We start from the raw sequence: 16,629 nt of genomic DNA, 5'->3' as shown, positions 1-16,629 counted from the left end.
TGCCATGGCTATCTGAATAAAGTGTACATTTAAGGATTCTTTTCTCTATTTAATTTTAATAGTTTCTTTATAAGGTAAATTTTGTATTGACTAATATTATTTGTAAGAATATAATAATATTAATGAATGACATCAGTCATTTGTAGGAGGATAAAAAATGGTTAGAGTAATTAAAGATCCAGAAGAGAGAAAAAATGATATATTAACAGCTGCAATGGAACTATTTAAAGAAAAAGGTTATGGGAAAACAGCTGTAAGTGACATTGTAAAAGCAGCTGGTATAGCTCAAGGAACTTTTTATATTTATTATAAAAATAAGGAAGATGTTTTTATATCAGTAATTGAAAATACAAGAGAAAAAATCATTCAACAGCTCATTGATGTACAAAAGAGAAATGATTTAAATGCAGTTGAGAAAATGAATTTAATCATAAAACATGAATTCGATATAAATCGTACAAAGGATGACTTGATTCTGCAGTTACACCTTGAAAAAAATTCAGGAATTCATTTGCAATTCATTATCAATACAATACACAAGCTTGTTCCAATTTATACTTCAGTTATTGAACAGGGAGTAAAAGAAGGATTATTTGATATCAAATATCCTAAAGAAGCTGCAGAATATATGTTAGTAGCTACTAAATTTTTGTTTGATCCAGGAATATTTAGCACCAATTTGGAAGAGTTACAGATAAAAGCTAAGGCAGTAGAAGATATAAGCGAAAGAATACTTGGATCTTCTAAAAATAGCTTAAAGTCGCCAAATATTATGCATTTATTGAAAGGAGAAATTTAATATGAAGGTAATTTTTAAAGACAATCAATTTTCATTTCAGATTTTGAGACTTCTTGGAGGTGCTACTTCTGGTAGCGCAGATATAGGTGAAGTTATTTCAACTGCTCAAAAAATCAAAGAAGGGGATTTTGAAAGCTGGTGTAAAGAGTGGACAGCACTTGCAAAAAGGATTGAAAATTTTGCTGAGGAATGTTATTCAAATGGGCATTTAACTAGTGCGAGACAGGCATATCTTAGAGCATCAAATTATTATAGAACCGCTGAATTTTATTTACATGAGAATCCAAATGACACAAGGATAAATGAACTATATAATAAAGGCATACATTGTTTTTCATATGTTATGAAGTTAAATAATCCTGTTATTGAGGCTGTTGAAATACCATATGAAAATACAAATCTTCCAGGTCACTTTTACCATACTGATAATAATCCAAGACCAACTTTAGTTCTAGTTAATGGGTATGATGGTACTAAAGAAGAATTTTATGGACTAGCGATGTCGGCACTTGAACGTGGGATGAACTTCTTTACTTTTGAAGGACCTGGACAGGGAGAAACAGTTCGTAAACAACATCTATTTTTTAGATATGACTATGAAAATGTCATATCTCCTGTTTTAGATTATCTTCTTTCAAGAAATGAAATAGATCCAAATGCAATAGTGTTGATGGGAGAAAGTTTTGGAGGATATTTGGCTCCTAGAGCAGCAGCTTTTGATAAACGTGTTGCTGCTTGTATTGCTAATGGAGGAGTATATGATTTTATGGGATTCAGGAGACCTTCTGATTTTTCAAGAGAAGAATTTTTTGCATACGTACGTAATAATCAAGAAGAAGTTAATGCTATTAATTATGAGGAAATGAAAAGGAATCCAGATATGAGATGGGCAATTTCACATGGAATGTACGTATCTGACGCAAAAACTCCTGCTGAATTCATTTTAAAAACTGAAAAATATTATCTTAAAGGAATAGCGGACAAAATTAAATGTCCTACACTTGTTATTGATACTGAAAATGAACACTTTTTTCCAGGACAAGCTAAAGCACTTTATCATGAACTAAAATGCAGAAAAGATTTTATGCTATTTACTAAAGATGAATGTGCTGAGGAACATTGTCAGGTTGGAGCTAAATTAATTGCAGGTGAACGCATTTTTAATTGGATTGAAGATACTATAAATAATCATATAAATGTCAGCTCATAATAAAGCGTGCTTATTTCAACTAAAAAACTATAAGGTATTAGCGCTTTATAGTTTTTTATACAATAAACAAACATTAAAAATTATATTTTCTGATACACTTAAAATATCAAGCATTGTTTTATAACCAGGAGCGGTACAAGCGTCGAAAATTCGATAAAGCAAGATCAAAGAGCGATTTAAGAATCATAAAATTTAACATAAGCTAGTGATATGTACTAATAATTGAATAGCTTTAAATAAACCACGTAGTTTAACTTGTATTACTTGCGAGTAAACTACGTGTTTTGTTTATGACATAGAACCTATAATGATATTCTTTATACAGCATAGAAGAACACCATCATATGAAATCTTATTTTCAAATAGCAAGAGATTTTTACAAAAGGAGGAAAAATTATTTGATTTTATTTAAAAAATAATGTTCAATTCCAATAAAACTTTTTAACAATGAAAAAAATTAAAAAGTTACAAATAAAGAAATTTAACAATATAATAATTTATATTAAACAAGAACCGCATTGCTTTATGAAATGTAGTATCTTTAGATTATAAGAAATAATAGATTTTAAATGAATATACCTATATTTGTTTATCTATATACATAATATTGGAATTAATATTATAATTATTATATGACAATAGTGTAATCGAGCATACGATAATGTGCTTACACAAATGTGAATTTGGAAGAAAAAAATGGATGAGCTTCGTCTAGTATTTATATTGGGTTTCCCCCAATAACAAAACTATATGAATTTATTATATTTTGAGAATAAAAAAACAGCTGAAGCAACATTTTTAGAAGCTAATAAAAAATGAATTTTATTCTAATAAGAAGTTCCTTAATGAAGACATCATTTTGAAATTCATAAACTTATATATATTCAGGGGGAATAATATGTGGGAAATATTTAAAGAGCCAAATAAGCGCAGTAAATATGTTAAGAAGATAGTTCAGATGTTAAATGACTCTGAGACTTTGTATTATTTAAATATGGCTACTGATAAGCGTAATAGATATGATAGAGAAGCTATGACGGATCTATTCTTTTTTAAGACTAAAATTCTTATTGTGATGATTACGTTAATAGCACTTTTAAATAAGTTAGGATTGCCTGATATTATTAAGTGGTATCATAATGGAGGAGAATTTCCAATAAAATCTGCTTTTTTAGTTGGTCTAAGTTTTGTAATAATTATTATTCATATTTTAAAGCTGGATGATTATTGCATTAATAATCTTATATACAATAACGAGATGAATAAGAAAAAGAAGAAAACAAATGAATTTATAAATACAATAAAGAAAGATCCTAAAAATATTTCTTATGCTTTTCTTAGAAGCACTGTAAAAGAAGCATTTTCTAAGGTAATTGAGTCATTGGAACGCATGAATTTTGAAATGTGCCAAAAATATATGAGTACCGAGTTTTATGATGGGCTGCGATCACAATGTAAAAGATACTCTTTTGAGAATATTGGAAGGATAATTGAAGAACTTGAATTTATAGAAGCAGAGCCAGTTGGACTTATTCATCATCATGATAGCTATAAAGATATAGTCTGGTTCGTCATTAAATATAATGCAAAGGATTATGTTGTAGATGAAACAGATGGAGAGATTCTCTTTGGAAATAATAAAGTTAAGGAGTTTGAACAATATTGGAAGTTTCAAAAAGCAGAGGAAAATACTTGGCTGCTAAGTGATGTGGTAGCAAAAGGAGAGCGTGATATAAAAAAATGCTTTAATATTGTTGAAGAGTTTTAATTTTGGCTACAATTTTAACACTCTATGTTTAAGAATAGGAATGATCAATGTAAAGTGAAAACTGTGCATAGTTTCTTTAGAAGTAGAAGAAATTATGCATAGTTTATTAAGTATAATGTTTTAGCTAAGTATGTCCGCGTTATATTAATTTTTTATATTCAAATAGTACACCTTTTGTAACCATTGTCCAAAGTATGTCGAACAATTCATCTATTTCAATTTCTTGATTGTCATACCAATGGATTATGGTTGATATTACAGCAGAAAAACAAAATTCACAAAGATATTCAGCGTGAATATTATCCTTAGGTAAGTTAAATGCATTAAAGGCAATTGGAATAATTATCTTTTTTAGTTTTCCTTTAAACTTAGGATCGCCATTTTCACTGAGCAAAATTTTCAAATGTTCACTTTTAGCAAAGAAATATAGATCAGAAGCTTTAGGTCTTAAACCTTTAATTAAGTGAGGAAACAATATTTTGCTCGCATTATCATGTATATAATGAAGTAAAATATTTTCTTCTTGTTCAAGTATATCACTTACACTTGTGAAATAAGCATAGAATGTACTTCGATTATAGCCGGCTACGTCGGCTATTTCTTTTACTGTTATCTTATCTAATCTTTTCTTTTTTAAAATCTTCCAAAACGCCTCTATAATATTTCTTTTTGTTTGTTCGGTAATTTCAGGTTGTTTATTCATATTATCTCCTTCTTTCCAACACTTGGGTATCTTTTGTTGATTGATGAAAGTTTCATATCAGTTATAATTTAATTATACAACACCGTGTTGTGTGATTAAAGATGTAATTTGATTGAAAAATTGAAGATGCAATCAAGAAAATTTAAAAGGGGTGCTTTACAATGAAAATTAAGATGATAAAAAAGTTTTTACTGGTTATTGGAATAGTGGCTATTTGTTTTTTTGTTTTTAAAGTAGTGAAAACAAATTCAAAGAAAGAGGAAACAGTTTTGCCACCTCCTGTGGTAAAAACTCTAACGATTTTAACATCCAATAAAGATTCAGAATATGTTTATTCAGGAGTAGTCCAACCTCATTATAAAAGTCAACTGGCATTCCAAGTAGGAGGAAAGATCATTAAAAAAAATGTGTCAGTTGGAGATAATGTAGAACAAGGTGCAGTTCTAATGGAACTTGATTCTAGAGATATTGAACAAGCAGTAAAAAATTCTGAAGCGGCAGTTTCACTAGCAGAAGCCAAATATAAACTGGCTGAAGATAATTTGAAACGATATGAGCCACTTTATCAATCTAAATTTATATCTCAGGCAGAATATAATAATTATGTAAATGCTGATGAAACAGCAAAGGATGCATTAGAACAGGCCAATGCATTGCATACTCAAAGTTTGAATCAACTGGATTATTGTAAATTATGTGCTGATAAATCTGGAGTAATCAGTGGTGTTGATGCTGAAGAAGGACAAGTTGTCACACCTGGGCAGAAGATTATAACACTAGTTCAGAATAATCAATTAGAAGTAGAAATTAATGTTCCTGAAAATAGAATTGATCAATTAAAAAGTGCTAAAGAAATCAATATAAGCTTTTCGGCTTTATCAGATGTTAAATTGAAAGGCTCTTTAGGAGAAATTTCTCCAGTAGCTAATGATGCATCACGTACTTACAGAGTTAGAATAAATCTTATAGATCCACCTCCTAGCATAAAAATAGGAATGTCTTCTAGTGTGTCTATTAATGAAAATAACTCATCAAGTCAAATATGGATACCGCTTGGAGCAGTATATCAGCCAGATTTATCTCCAGCCGTTTGGGTTGTTAAAGATAATGCAGTTACCCTAAAAAATATTACAGTAAAGGACTTCGGTAGTGATCAGGTTACAGTAAGTGATGGCTTAAGCGAAGGAGATGTAGTGGTGACAGCCGGCATTACCAAACTACGCGAAGGTCAGGAAGTAAGAGTAGGGGGTGATAATTAATGAAGGGTTTCAATCTGACAGAGTGGTGTCTTAATAGAAAACAACTGGTTTATTTTTTAGCTATTACAATAATTGTGTCTGGGATTTTTGTTTATCCTAAACTTGGAAGAAATGAAGATCCTGAATTTACTATTCGTGAGATGTACATAACTGTCGTTTGGCCAGGTTCAACTGCAAGTCAGGTTGAGGAGCAGGTTACAGATAAAATAGAGAGAAGACTTCAAGATATACCTAATAAGGACTATATAAAAAGTTACTCTTTTCCTGGTAGATCAGTTATTTTCATTGATTTAAAAGATGACGTGGCTTCAGATAAAATTAGAGACACTTGGGTTGAAGTTCGTAATGACATTAATGATATGAAAGGTAGTTTACCATCAAATATAGTTGGCCCTAATTTCAATGATAGATATGATGACGTGTATGGTTGTGTTTATGCATTAACATCTGATGGCTATACTTATGAAGAAATGAGAGAAAAAGCAGAGAATATTCGTAGGACTTTATTAAATGTAAAAGATGTTAAAAAAGTTGACTTAATAGGTGTTCAAACAGAAAAAATATCTATTCAGATAGAAAATACTAAAATGGCGCAGCTTGGTATTAGTCCGAATACAATCAGCAGTGCTCTACAGACACAGAATTCTGTTATACCATCTGGAATGATTCAGACATCGACAGATAATGTGTATCTTAGAGTAAGTGGAATGTTTGATAATGTTGACAATATCTCAAACCTACCAATTAAAGCAGGTAATCAAACATTTCGTTTAGGAGATATAGCAAGTATTACACGAGGTTATTCTGATCCGCCAGATCCTAAAATGTTTTTTAATGGAAAGGAATCAATAGGAATTGCAGTTTCCATGGAAAAGGGAGGAAATGTTTTAAACTTAGGTAAAAATTTAGATAAAACACTAGATGAGATTAAAAACGATTTACCTCTTGGCTTAAATATAGATCAGGTAGCTAATCAGCCTGAGGCTGTTACAGATTCTATTAATGATTTCTTAGAAACTTTTGTTTTAGCGCTTGTTATTGTAATGGTAGTAAGTTTTGTAAGCTTAGGTTTCAGGACAGGATTAGTAGTTGCAATATCAATTCCACTGGTTATTGCAGGAGTGTTTGTTGGAATGTACTTTTTAGGGATCCCGCTTCACAAAGTATCACTTGGAGCTTTAATAATTGCACTGGGACTATTGGTTGATGATGCAATTATAGCAATTGAAATGATGTCAGTTAAACTTGAGGAAGGATGGGATAGGTTTAGAGCAGGTTGTTTCGCATTTACATCAACAGCTTTTCCTATGCTTACAGGTACATTGATCACTTGTTCTGCTTTTACACCAATAGGCTTTTCAAAGGGAAGTGCATCTGAATATACTGGAAGCGTGTTTACCGTAGTTACTATATCATTGCTTTTTTCATGGGTTGTTTCAGTTTGCTTTGTTCCAGTATTGGGTTTTGATTTGATAAAGATTAAGAATAATGAAAATAGAAAATCTGATGTATATGACAGTAAATTTTATAATAAATTTCGTGGCGTTTTAAATTGGTGCTTAAATCATAGAAAATTAGTAATAACAACAACAATAATATTGTTTTGTACTTCTGGTTATGCACTTTCACATTATGTTCAAAAAGAGTTCTTCCCAGGGGCAACAAGGCCTGAACTTTTAGTAGATATGACTTTACCTCAGGGTTCATCAATTAGTGCAACTCAAGAAGCTGCAGATAATCTATCAGAAGCTTTAAAAGGAAATAAAGACATTGTTAATTATTCTTATTATGTTGGGAGAGGTGCTCCACGATTTGTTTTATCTTTAGAGCCTGCATCGCAGAATAGCAATGTTGCACAGTTTGTTATATTGACGAAAGATATTGCAGCAAGAGAAAGGGTAAATAAGAATGTTCAGCAATTGCTTGATAGTGGGTTTGAAAATGTTCAAAGTCACATAAAGGTTATTCAAAATGGTCCTCCTAGTAATTATCCTGTCATGTTTAGAGTTACAGGTTATGATAATGACAAAGTACGTGAAATTGCAGGAAAAGTACGAGATGCCATGGCCTCTAATCAGAAATTATACAATATTAATTTCGACTGGTTTGAAAAAACAAAAGCAATGTCTATTGAAGTGGACCAGGATAAAGCTAGGGCACTTGGTTTAGACAGTCAACAAATTTCACTATTCTTGCAAGGACAATTATCCGGCACTACAGTATCTCAATTTAGACAAGATGATAAGACGGTAGATATAGTAGTTAAAATGGATTCAGTTAACATTAATGACCTTGGTTATATAAAGAATATAAATATTCCAATACCAAGCGGCGGTTTTATACCAATGGATCAAATTGCTAAAATAAATTATGATGCTGAAGATGGCTATATAGTAAGAAGAGATTTGAAACCCACTATAACAGTTCAAGCAGAAGTATTACCAGGCATAACAGGAAATGATGCAGAAACAAATATATACAATCAGCTTGAAGATTTACGAAAGACCCTCCCTTCAGGATACAGCATAGATATGGGTGGAGCTCTTGAAAGAAGTAATAAAGGATTAGCTCAGGTTAGAGATGTTGTTCCTATTATGATAGTTTTAATGGTAATTCTTTTGATGCTTCAACTCCAAAACGTACCAAAGATGATAATGACCTTACTTACAGCACCACTTGGAATAATTGGGGTAACATTAGCTTTACTTATGCTTAACAGTCCAATGGGGTTTGTCGTAGTGTTAGGTATTTTAGCACTAATGGGTATAATCATAAGAAATTCTGTCATCTTGGTTGATCAAATTGCAAATCATATTAAGACTGGAGAATCTATCCGTGAAGCCATTATAGATTCAACTATCTTAAGATTTAGGCCAATTATCTTAACTGCTGTAGCTGCAATTTTAGGGATGTTACCATTAATTAAAAATACTTTTTGGGGTCCTATGGCAGTGGCAATGAGTGGAGGACTATTTGTTGCAACTATCTTAACCTTGTTTGTACTTCCAGTTATTTATGCTTCTTGGTACAAAGTAGACAAAAAGCCTGAAAATAAAATTGCTCTAGAGAATAAAGAAGTAGAAATACAGGAGGAGGAAATTATTAATGAAGGTGAGAATGAATAATTTGTATTAAATATATAGATAAATAAACTAAGACCTGAACTTATGTGTATACCTTACCGAAATCATAAATATTTTGATTCCGAAAAGCTATGAAAATATCGCTGAAGGTTCTAAGCAGCAGGTTGTATCCACTTTGGCATGCTCCCACTTTCAGTGTGACAAGCTAGAATGGAACAACCTACAGCTAAGACCCTTTAACAGCTCATTTCCAAATGTTTTCTTCACAAATATATTTATGATTTCTAGTGAAGATATAAACTTAAAGTTTTAGCAACTTTGTATATATGTTCATCTAGTAAGTCAAATTCTTAAGTTATTTATCTATAGTGTTATTCAATGAGAAGTAAACTTATGTGTATCAAATTTATCTGGTTTGGATATTTCTAATTTTAAATATTTAACTCATTAATGAGTGATTATGGGAAAGCTATGGACATTAAAAAATTGAGTACAAGAAATATAAAAGAGGAACAAATCAAATTATTAATTGAGTGGGTGAATAATAATGAATAAGAAGATAAATAAAGTAATTGCAGCTGGTATTACAGTTAGCATGATTAATGGAGCGATTATTCCTGCTTTTGCAGCTGAAAATGCGAAAACAGTGTCAGATAAAAATAATTCTATTGTATTAAATTCAAGTACATCAGGTGAAAACACTAATACTTTAAATGGACAAACTACTAAAACAAAGAAAGTTATCACTTTAGATGAGCTTATAAAATGTGCTGTTGATAATAGTGATAAGTTAGCTTTGAAAGAAAAAGAATTGAAACTGTATGATGATAAGTTGGATCTTCAGGATGAAAAAGATGATTTCTCCGATGATAACAATTTAAAGACCGGCAATGATAAAGTAGATGACTTTCCATCTGATAAGCTTAAACTTCAAAAGAAACAAACGGCTCAGTCTGAAGCTTTTTTGCATGATCAAATAACAAATGATGTTACAAAGAGGTATAATGCAATCATCTTAAAAAAGATTGATATAGACAAATTGAAAACAGGCTTAGAAATCAAAAATAATGATTTAGATGCTTTAAAAATGAAAGTTTCAGTAGGGCTTGCGATTCCTAATCAGTTGGATGACAAGCAGATTGAACTGAATAAGGCACAAGATGAGATAAAGGCTAAAGAAAACTCATTAAAAAATAATTTAGATTATTTAGGAGTATTAACAAATCTAAATTTATCAGATTATACATTGGATTCAAGTATTAGTTATGAAATATTAAAAATAGATGGCTCGCTAGATGAATATTTAGATGATAAAATAGATAGTTATTTAAAGTATAATTATGAAATTATTAAACTTACTGATGATTATATGCATGGGCTACGAGAAGAGGATATGAATAAACTTAGTTACTATGAAAATAAAGTAGTGAAGGTTAATAAAAATGATTATTATGAGATTGATGGTGATGGCAACAAAACTTTTAATACTCAGGAATATTGTTTAGCCATTGTTAGCTATGTGCAGCAATACTTAAATGCATTTAATAATTATCAGTCCTATTTAGAAGGTAGATACAGTTTAGCAGAAGCTAAGGTTAAATTAGATGATTCAAAGAAAAGTCTTAAAAATGTCTTAAAAGAGAATTATTCAACAGTGTGTGACTTAGAAAATCAAATAAAAAGATTAAATGAACAGATTATATCTAATAATACAAAGCTTAGGTCTTTAAAAGCAAAATTAGATTTAGGAATAATAACTGAAAATGACTTTAAAGCTGAACTTCTAAAGAGTAAGGATTTAGATAATTCACTAATGAATCTTATCAATACTTACAATATATTAAAAAATAGTATTGAAAAACCTTGGGTACTTAGCAGTAACTAATAGTAGTAGCGGTACTGTGAATTATATAGATAAACAATATATAGCTTAGACTTATGCAATAACCCGCCGAAAGTCGAAACATTGTTATTTCACAGGACTATGAAAATTTCGCTGAAATTGCTAAATTGCAGGTTGCACAACTAATGCTTGCTCCCAATTTAATTGTGACAAGCATTAGTTGAACAACCTACAATTAAGAGCTTTTAACAGCTCATTTTCAATGCCTGCTGCATAAAAATGTTTCTACTTTCTAGTATGGTATTTATTGCAAAGTATAAATCAAATTCTTAATTTGTTTATCTATATATGGAAATGTAACTAAATAACATAGGATTAGTTTAGAAAGTAGTTGGAATAACTTAAAAAATAATAGGTTATTTCAGCTACTTTTCTATTTTATGCAGTATATGGACATCTACCCCAAAAGACATACATATACTTTATTCTTTATGAATTATACTAGCAATTAGATACATGTTTGTAAAAGAGGCATTTGATATTGAGTTGTGATGGTTATTAGTTGAACACATTTCTGCTTGTCTTAAACTTGTTTTTGGAGCATGTAGAAATGGGGTTCAACCTTATACCTTAGAATCACCCATCAAAATTACATAGAAACTGGAACAAAAGCATATTATTCATTTCGGTAAGCTATACGCTATAAATTATAGCCAGTTTATATATGCTGAAATTCACAATTAAGGTTGAAATTCTTGCAATATATTACGGCAAATAACCAAGTTAATAAATTGTAATATTTTTGTTACAAATAATTAAGTATTTTAAATTAAAATATTGATATGGGTTATTGAGGTGTTGGTTTTTGCACGAAATAAAAAATATTTTGGCGATTATTGTTATATGATACAATTTTCTCATATAATGAGGTATAATTTTTAGTAGTTAAATGATAATCATGGAAAGATATTATATATGCCGTAATTCACAATGCATATTTTACAATTCACAATTGCAGCTAAAATGCTTGCAATATTTTAGAATTATTTATAAAGGATTATTTTTATAATATACATAATAAGAAATACGAGGGGATAAGGAAATGAGAAACAATTACAGATATAGCAGATATAACAGAAATGTTCGCATACGAAGAAAGAGAATATTAATTTTAACTATTATAATTGTGGCGTTGGGAGGTTTGGCTGCATCTATAATAGATGATAAATTTTTTTCAAAGGATAAAAATGTACAAGCACTTGCATCTAATGAGGCTGTTGTGTCAAAGCAAGATGATGAAGCTAATAAAACCAAAGAAGATGATACAAACGCTGAAGCACAAAGTGATTCTAATGTTGATGATGTTGCATCTGTAGAGAAATTTTTAACTCAACAAGCAAAAGGGCAGAAAATTGAAGATACTGATGGTAAAAAAGTCGTTTACTTATCTTTTGATGACGGACCATCTGAAACTAATACTCCATCAATATTAAAGACCCTTAAGGACGAAAATGTGAAAGCAACTTTTTTTGTTCTTGGAAAAGCAATAGATCAAAGTGAAGCTAATAAAAATTTGCTAAAGCAGGAAGTTGAAGAAGGACATACTATAGGAAATCATTCTTATTCACATAATTACAAGTACTTATATCCTAATGGAAGTGTCAACACAAATAACTTCATGTCGGAGATTAATAAAACTAACGAGTCTTTAAAGAAAGTGTTAGGAGAAGATTTTTCTACAAGGGCTATTAGATTTCCAGGGGGACATATGTCTTGGAAAAATACTGAAGAAGTAGACAAAATAATGAAGGAAAAAGATTATCATTATGTAGATTGGAATGCATTATCAAAAGATGCAGAAGGTCCTCATAAAAATGCAGATCAATTAACAGAAGAGGTTAAGAAGACTGTTGGAAACAAGACAAAAGTAGTACTATTAATGCATGACACATATGGTAAAGAAGAAACAGCTAAAGCATTACCAGGAATAATAGATTATTTAAAGAGCCAAGGGTATGAATTTAGGACTTTTAAATAAAACTTAATAATGTAGTTTTGAAAATTTTTTGTTATTTATTTAAGCTTTAATTTATAAGGTTTTGATTCTCAGTATTTTATAAATTATATGAAGTTAGGTTATGATAAATTAAGAAGAATAGCAGAAAATAAAAATATATGATAAAATACCTTTGAAAGTATTTCGTAATATTTTCAAAGGTATTTAAATCTAATTTTAATAAGAGGATAGAAGAAAAGATGGAAAAAAAAATAAGAATAGTTAGTCCTGTTTATCAGCAAATTGCCACAGATATTGCCTCGAAAATAGCAAGTGGACATTATCAAGTTGGTGAAAAAATATATGCGCGTTCTGTACTTGCAAGTCAATATGGAGTTTCAGCAGAAACGGCTAGAAGAGCTATAGCAATACTTGCAGATGTGGATATTGTAGATGCCAATAAGGGCAGTGGTGTAATAATAAAATCAACTGAAAATGCTATGAAATTTATCAAGCAGTATAATGATGTTAAGACGGTTAATGATTTAAGAAATGATATATTAGATAAATTAGAAGGGCAGAAAAAAGAAAATGATCTATTAAGAGAACAAATAATTGATTTGTTAGATAGAACTGATAGATTTAAGTCTATAAATCCATTCATACCATTTGAAATACGTATAACTAAGGAAACCCCATACATAGATAAAAATGTAGCTGAAATTAATTTTTGGCATAATACCTCTGCAACAATTGTATGTATCAAAAGAAATGGATGCCTAGAAATGTCGCCAGGACCATATGCTGTGTTACGTGATAATGATATTTTTTATTTTGTCGGTGATGAAAGCTGCTATGAGAGAGTAAATAAATTCTTATATCCATAATATATCTCTGAATTAATTTGTAACGGGTAATATATTAACCATTTAGATTATAAAAATGGTTAATATATTACCCGTTATAATTTTAGCGTGAAAAATCTTAATCCAAATCAAAATTAAATATATAACAGCTCACTTCCAATGCTTATTGAATGTTATGATTCAAGAGTTTATCGATATTTATCTAATTTCGCTCTTTGTAGTATCTCAGATTTTCAACGTGAAGCTCTATAACACAAAAAGCAAAAAAGTTCAAATTTGACAAAAGTAACAACCTTATATTACAATTAAGTTGTTACTAAAACTATAAAAAGTAACAACTTGTATATGGAAATGAAGTTGTTAACGGGAAGGGAGTGGAATTTTTGATAGAATTTAAAAATGTTCGCAAAGATTTTAAAAACAAAACAATACTCAAGGATATTACACTAAAGATAAATAGAGGAGAGCTTGTTGCTATTATAGGATCAAGTGGATGTGGAAAGACCACAACCTTAAAAATGATAAATAGGCTAATTAAGCCAACAGCAGGTAAGATTTTTATTAATGGAGAAGATATTGCATCAAAAGATGTGATAAAACTTAGACGAAATATTGGATATGTAATACAGCAGACAGGATTGTTTCCGCATCTTACAATTAGAGAAAATATTGAGATGATTCCTAAAGTTGAAAAGTTAAACAAAGCAAGTATAAAAAAAAGAACTCTTGAACTTATGGATATGGTTGGATTAAATAGTAATGACTTTTTAGATAGATATCCAACAGAACTTAGTGGTGGGCAGCAGCAGAGAGTAGGAGTTGCAAGAGCCTTTGCTACTAATCCAGAAATAATTTTAATGGACGAGCCTTTTAGTGCATTAGATCCAATTACTAGAGTTCAGCTTCAAGAAGAGTTAATTGATTTACAAAGTAAATTAAAAAGAACTATTGTGTTTGTAACTCATGATATGGATGAAGCAATAAAAATAGCAGATAAGATTTGTATAATGAATAAAGGTGAGATTGTGCAATATGATACGCCTGAAAATATACTTAAAAATCCTATAAACGATTTTGTAAGTGAATTTATAGGAAAGAATAGAATATGGTCTTCACCAGAATTTATAAGAGCTAAGGATATAATGATTGACCATCCTGTTGTTTGTTTTAAAAATGCATCACTTTTAAGATGTATTGAAAAAATGAGAAGTTCAAAAGTTGATAGTTTAATGGTTATAGATAGAGAAAGTTATCTTTTAGGAATTATTACAGCAAAGCAGATTCAAAATAAAACTGATAGAAATATTCCTGTAGAAGAGATAATGAATAAAAAATTTATAAGCGTACAACCTGATGATTCAATTATAGACATTCTTGAACTTGTAAAGGAACATAAAATAGGACAAGTACCTGTTCTTGATGACTTTGGAGTTTTAAAAGGTATAATTACCAAAAGTAGCTTGGTAACAACTCTAAGCAGTCAGTTTTTAGATATGGAAGAGGTGAATTAGTATGAACGAATTTTTAAATTATATATTTACATCAAAAGATCAGATAATTACATTGCTGCTTGAACACATTAAGCTTACAGCATTATCAGTTGGGATAGCTATAATAATTGGTATGCCATTAGGAATTCTTACAAGCTATGTGAAAAAGCTAAACAAGCCAATCTTAGGAATAGCTAGTGTTGTACAAGCAATTCCAAGCATGGCACTGCTAGGATTTGCAATACCGTTTTTAGGGATTGGTACACCGCCAGCGATTGTAATGGTAGTACTATACTCATTATTGCCAATTATAAAAAATACAACAACAGGGATTGATAGTATAAATTCAGACATGCTAGAGGCTTCAAAGGGAATCGGACTTACTAAATTTCAAGTTTTAGTTAAAGTTCAAATTCCATTAGCACTACCAGTAATAATGTCAGGAATAAGAATTTCAGCAGTTACAGCAGTAGGACTTATGACTATGGCAGCATTTATTGGTGGTGGTGGTCTAGGATATTTAGTCTTTTCTGGTATAAGAACTGTTAACAATTATCAAATTTTAGCAGGAGCAATACCTGCATGTATATTAGCCTTATTAGTAGATGGGTTATTTAGTATTGTAGAAAAACTTGTTACACCAATCAGTTTGCAAAAAGCTAATAATAAATCCAAAGTAGCAAAAATAAGAGCTAGAAAAATACAAAAGGGTATATTAGCAGCCACTGCATGTGTACTTATTGGAATTTTTGCAGTAAGTGGATTATCTAAAAAGATTTCTAATAAAAAAGTTATTACAATTGGCAGCAAGGACTTCACTGAACAAGAGGTTTTAGGAAATATATTATCGGAGCTTATCGAAAGAAAAACAGATATTTCAGTTAATCGTAAATTTGCATTAGGCGGTACTCAGGTTATATTTTCAGCCATGCAAAATGGAGATGTTGATATGTCTGTAGATTATACGGGTACAGCGTACGGAGATGAATTAAAGTATAAACCAATATCAGATGTAGAAGAAGTTTATAATACAGTAAAAAAAGATTTTAAAGATAAGTATAATATAGAAGTATTAAAACAGATGGGATTTAATAATACCTATACACTTGCTGTAACGAAAGAAACTGCTAAAAAATATAATCTCAAAACAATAAGTGATTTATCTAAAGTTTCAAATGACATTACTGCAACTACAACCTTAGAGTTCTTGAATAGGGAAGATGGATTAGTAGGTTTAGCTAAAAAATATAATTTGAATTTTAAGAATACTGTAGGCATAGATGGTAGTCCTAGGTATGCGGCATTAATGAATAAAGAAAGTGATGTTATAGATGCATTTTCAACAGATGGATTATTAAAAAAATATGATTTAAGTGTTTTAAAAGATGATAAAAACTTCTTCCCTCCATATTATGCGGTTCCAGTTGTACGAGCTGAGACATTAAAGAAATATCCTGAAATACAACCGCTTGTAGAGGGAGTAGGAGATTTACTTAATAATGATGTAATGAGCGAATTAAACTATGAAGTAGATGAATTAAAAAAAGATCCTAAAGATGTTGCTGTAGATTTTCTAGAAAAGAATGGATTAATCTAATTAAAGCAAAAAAAA

Annotated in this window: 11 protein-coding genes; 10 read left to right on the top strand and 1 reads right to left on the bottom strand. The window is 30.2% G+C overall.

Annotated features, from left to right (window positions below):
* Positions 1–157: 157 nt before the first annotated feature.
* From F3K33_RS14595 to F3K33_RS14585, 3 genes are all read left to right on the top strand, one after another.
* The gene (locus F3K33_RS14595) at positions 158–799 is read left to right on the top strand and encodes a TetR/AcrR family transcriptional regulator (protein WP_039768770.1); all 642 of its coding nucleotides are present in this window, start codon (positions 158–160) and stop codon (positions 797–799) included.
* A gap of 1 nt (position 800) precedes the next feature.
* Entirely contained in the window at positions 801–2,009 is a 1,209-nt protein-coding gene (locus F3K33_RS14590; RefSeq protein WP_039768767.1) for an alpha/beta hydrolase family protein, read from the top strand.
* Between the two features lie 898 nt (positions 2,010–2,907).
* Positions 2,908–3,777 carry a Tim44 domain-containing protein gene (locus F3K33_RS14585; RefSeq protein WP_039768765.1) on the top strand — a complete coding sequence of 290 codons (870 nt, stop codon included), beginning with the start codon at positions 2,908–2,910 and terminating at the stop codon, positions 3,775–3,777.
* Between the two features lie 139 nt (positions 3,778–3,916).
* Here the strand turns inward: F3K33_RS14585 and F3K33_RS14580 are convergent, their stop codons facing one another.
* Positions 3,917–4,480, bottom strand: coding sequence for a TetR/AcrR family transcriptional regulator (locus F3K33_RS14580; protein WP_039768763.1), 564 nt, complete (start codon positions 4,478–4,480; stop codon positions 3,917–3,919).
* A 161-nt stretch (positions 4,481–4,641) separates the two neighbouring features.
* Here F3K33_RS14580 and F3K33_RS14575 point away from each other — a divergent pair, with 161 nt between their 5' ends.
* The 7 genes from F3K33_RS14575 (at position 4,642) to F3K33_RS14545 (ending at position 16,614) form a co-directional block, all read left to right on the top strand.
* Entirely contained in the window at positions 4,642–5,739 is a 1,098-nt protein-coding gene (locus F3K33_RS14575; protein ID WP_023975389.1) for an efflux RND transporter periplasmic adaptor subunit, read from the top strand.
* A complete protein-coding gene (locus tag F3K33_RS14570; RefSeq protein ID WP_039768761.1) occupies positions 5,739–8,864 on the top strand; it encodes an efflux RND transporter permease subunit in 3,126 nt (1,041 codons plus the stop codon). The genes F3K33_RS14575 and F3K33_RS14570 overlap by 1 nt, the downstream gene beginning before the upstream one ends.
* Before the next feature lie 505 nt (positions 8,865–9,369).
* Positions 9,370–10,707 (top strand): hypothetical protein, encoded by a 1,338-nt coding sequence (locus F3K33_RS14565; RefSeq protein ID WP_039768759.1) that lies wholly within the window; start codon positions 9,370–9,372, stop codon positions 10,705–10,707.
* 1,060 nt (positions 10,708–11,767) lie between these two features.
* The gene (locus F3K33_RS14560; RefSeq protein WP_039768757.1) at positions 11,768–12,703 is read left to right on the top strand and encodes a polysaccharide deacetylase family protein; all 936 of its coding nucleotides are present in this window, start codon (positions 11,768–11,770) and stop codon (positions 12,701–12,703) included.
* A gap of 218 nt (positions 12,704–12,921) precedes the next feature.
* Positions 12,922–13,548 (top strand): GntR family transcriptional regulator, encoded by a 627-nt coding sequence (locus F3K33_RS14555; protein ID WP_039768756.1) that lies wholly within the window; start codon positions 12,922–12,924, stop codon positions 13,546–13,548.
* Positions 13,549–13,910: 362 nt separating this feature from the next.
* A complete protein-coding gene (locus tag F3K33_RS14550) occupies positions 13,911–15,038 on the top strand; it encodes an ABC transporter ATP-binding protein (protein WP_039768754.1) in 1,128 nt (375 codons plus the stop codon).
* 1 nt (position 15,039) lies between these two features.
* Positions 15,040–16,614: an ABC transporter permease/substrate-binding protein gene (locus F3K33_RS14545; RefSeq protein WP_039768752.1), complete on the top strand. Its 1,575-nt coding sequence runs from the start codon at positions 15,040–15,042 to the stop codon at positions 16,612–16,614.
* The last annotated feature ends 15 nt before the right edge of the window (positions 16,615–16,629 follow it).

Origin of the sequence: Clostridium beijerinckii, assembly GCF_008705175.1 — a bacterium.
Taxonomy (GTDB): Bacteria; Bacillota; Clostridia; order Clostridiales; family Clostridiaceae; genus Clostridium; species Clostridium beijerinckii.
Note: the sequence above shows the minus strand (reverse complement) of the source record. Positions and strands in the feature narration are given on the sequence as shown.

Coding starts and splice junctions, on each gene's coding strand:
- F3K33_RS14560 (WP_039768757.1), top strand. CDS start 11,768: ATGAGAAACAATTACAGATATAGCAGATATAACAGAAATGTTCGCATA.
- F3K33_RS14555 (WP_039768756.1), top strand. CDS start 12,922: ATGGAAAAAAAAATAAGAATAGTTAGTCCTGTTTATCAGCAAATTGCC.
- F3K33_RS14595 (WP_039768770.1), top strand. CDS start 158: ATGGTTAGAGTAATTAAAGATCCAGAAGAGAGAAAAAATGATATATTA.
- F3K33_RS14585 (WP_039768765.1), top strand. CDS start 2,908: ATGTGGGAAATATTTAAAGAGCCAAATAAGCGCAGTAAATATGTTAAG.
- F3K33_RS14575 (WP_023975389.1), top strand. CDS start 4,642: ATGAAAATTAAGATGATAAAAAAGTTTTTACTGGTTATTGGAATAGTG.
- F3K33_RS14570 (WP_039768761.1), top strand. CDS start 5,739: ATGAAGGGTTTCAATCTGACAGAGTGGTGTCTTAATAGAAAACAACTG.
- F3K33_RS14545 (WP_039768752.1), top strand. CDS start 15,040: ATGAACGAATTTTTAAATTATATATTTACATCAAAAGATCAGATAATT.
- F3K33_RS14590 (WP_039768767.1), top strand. CDS start 801: ATGAAGGTAATTTTTAAAGACAATCAATTTTCATTTCAGATTTTGAGA.
- F3K33_RS14580 (WP_039768763.1), bottom strand. CDS start 4,480: ATGAATAAACAACCTGAAATTACCGAACAAACAAAAAGAAATATTATA.
- F3K33_RS14565 (WP_039768759.1), top strand. CDS start 9,370: ATGAATAAGAAGATAAATAAAGTAATTGCAGCTGGTATTACAGTTAGC.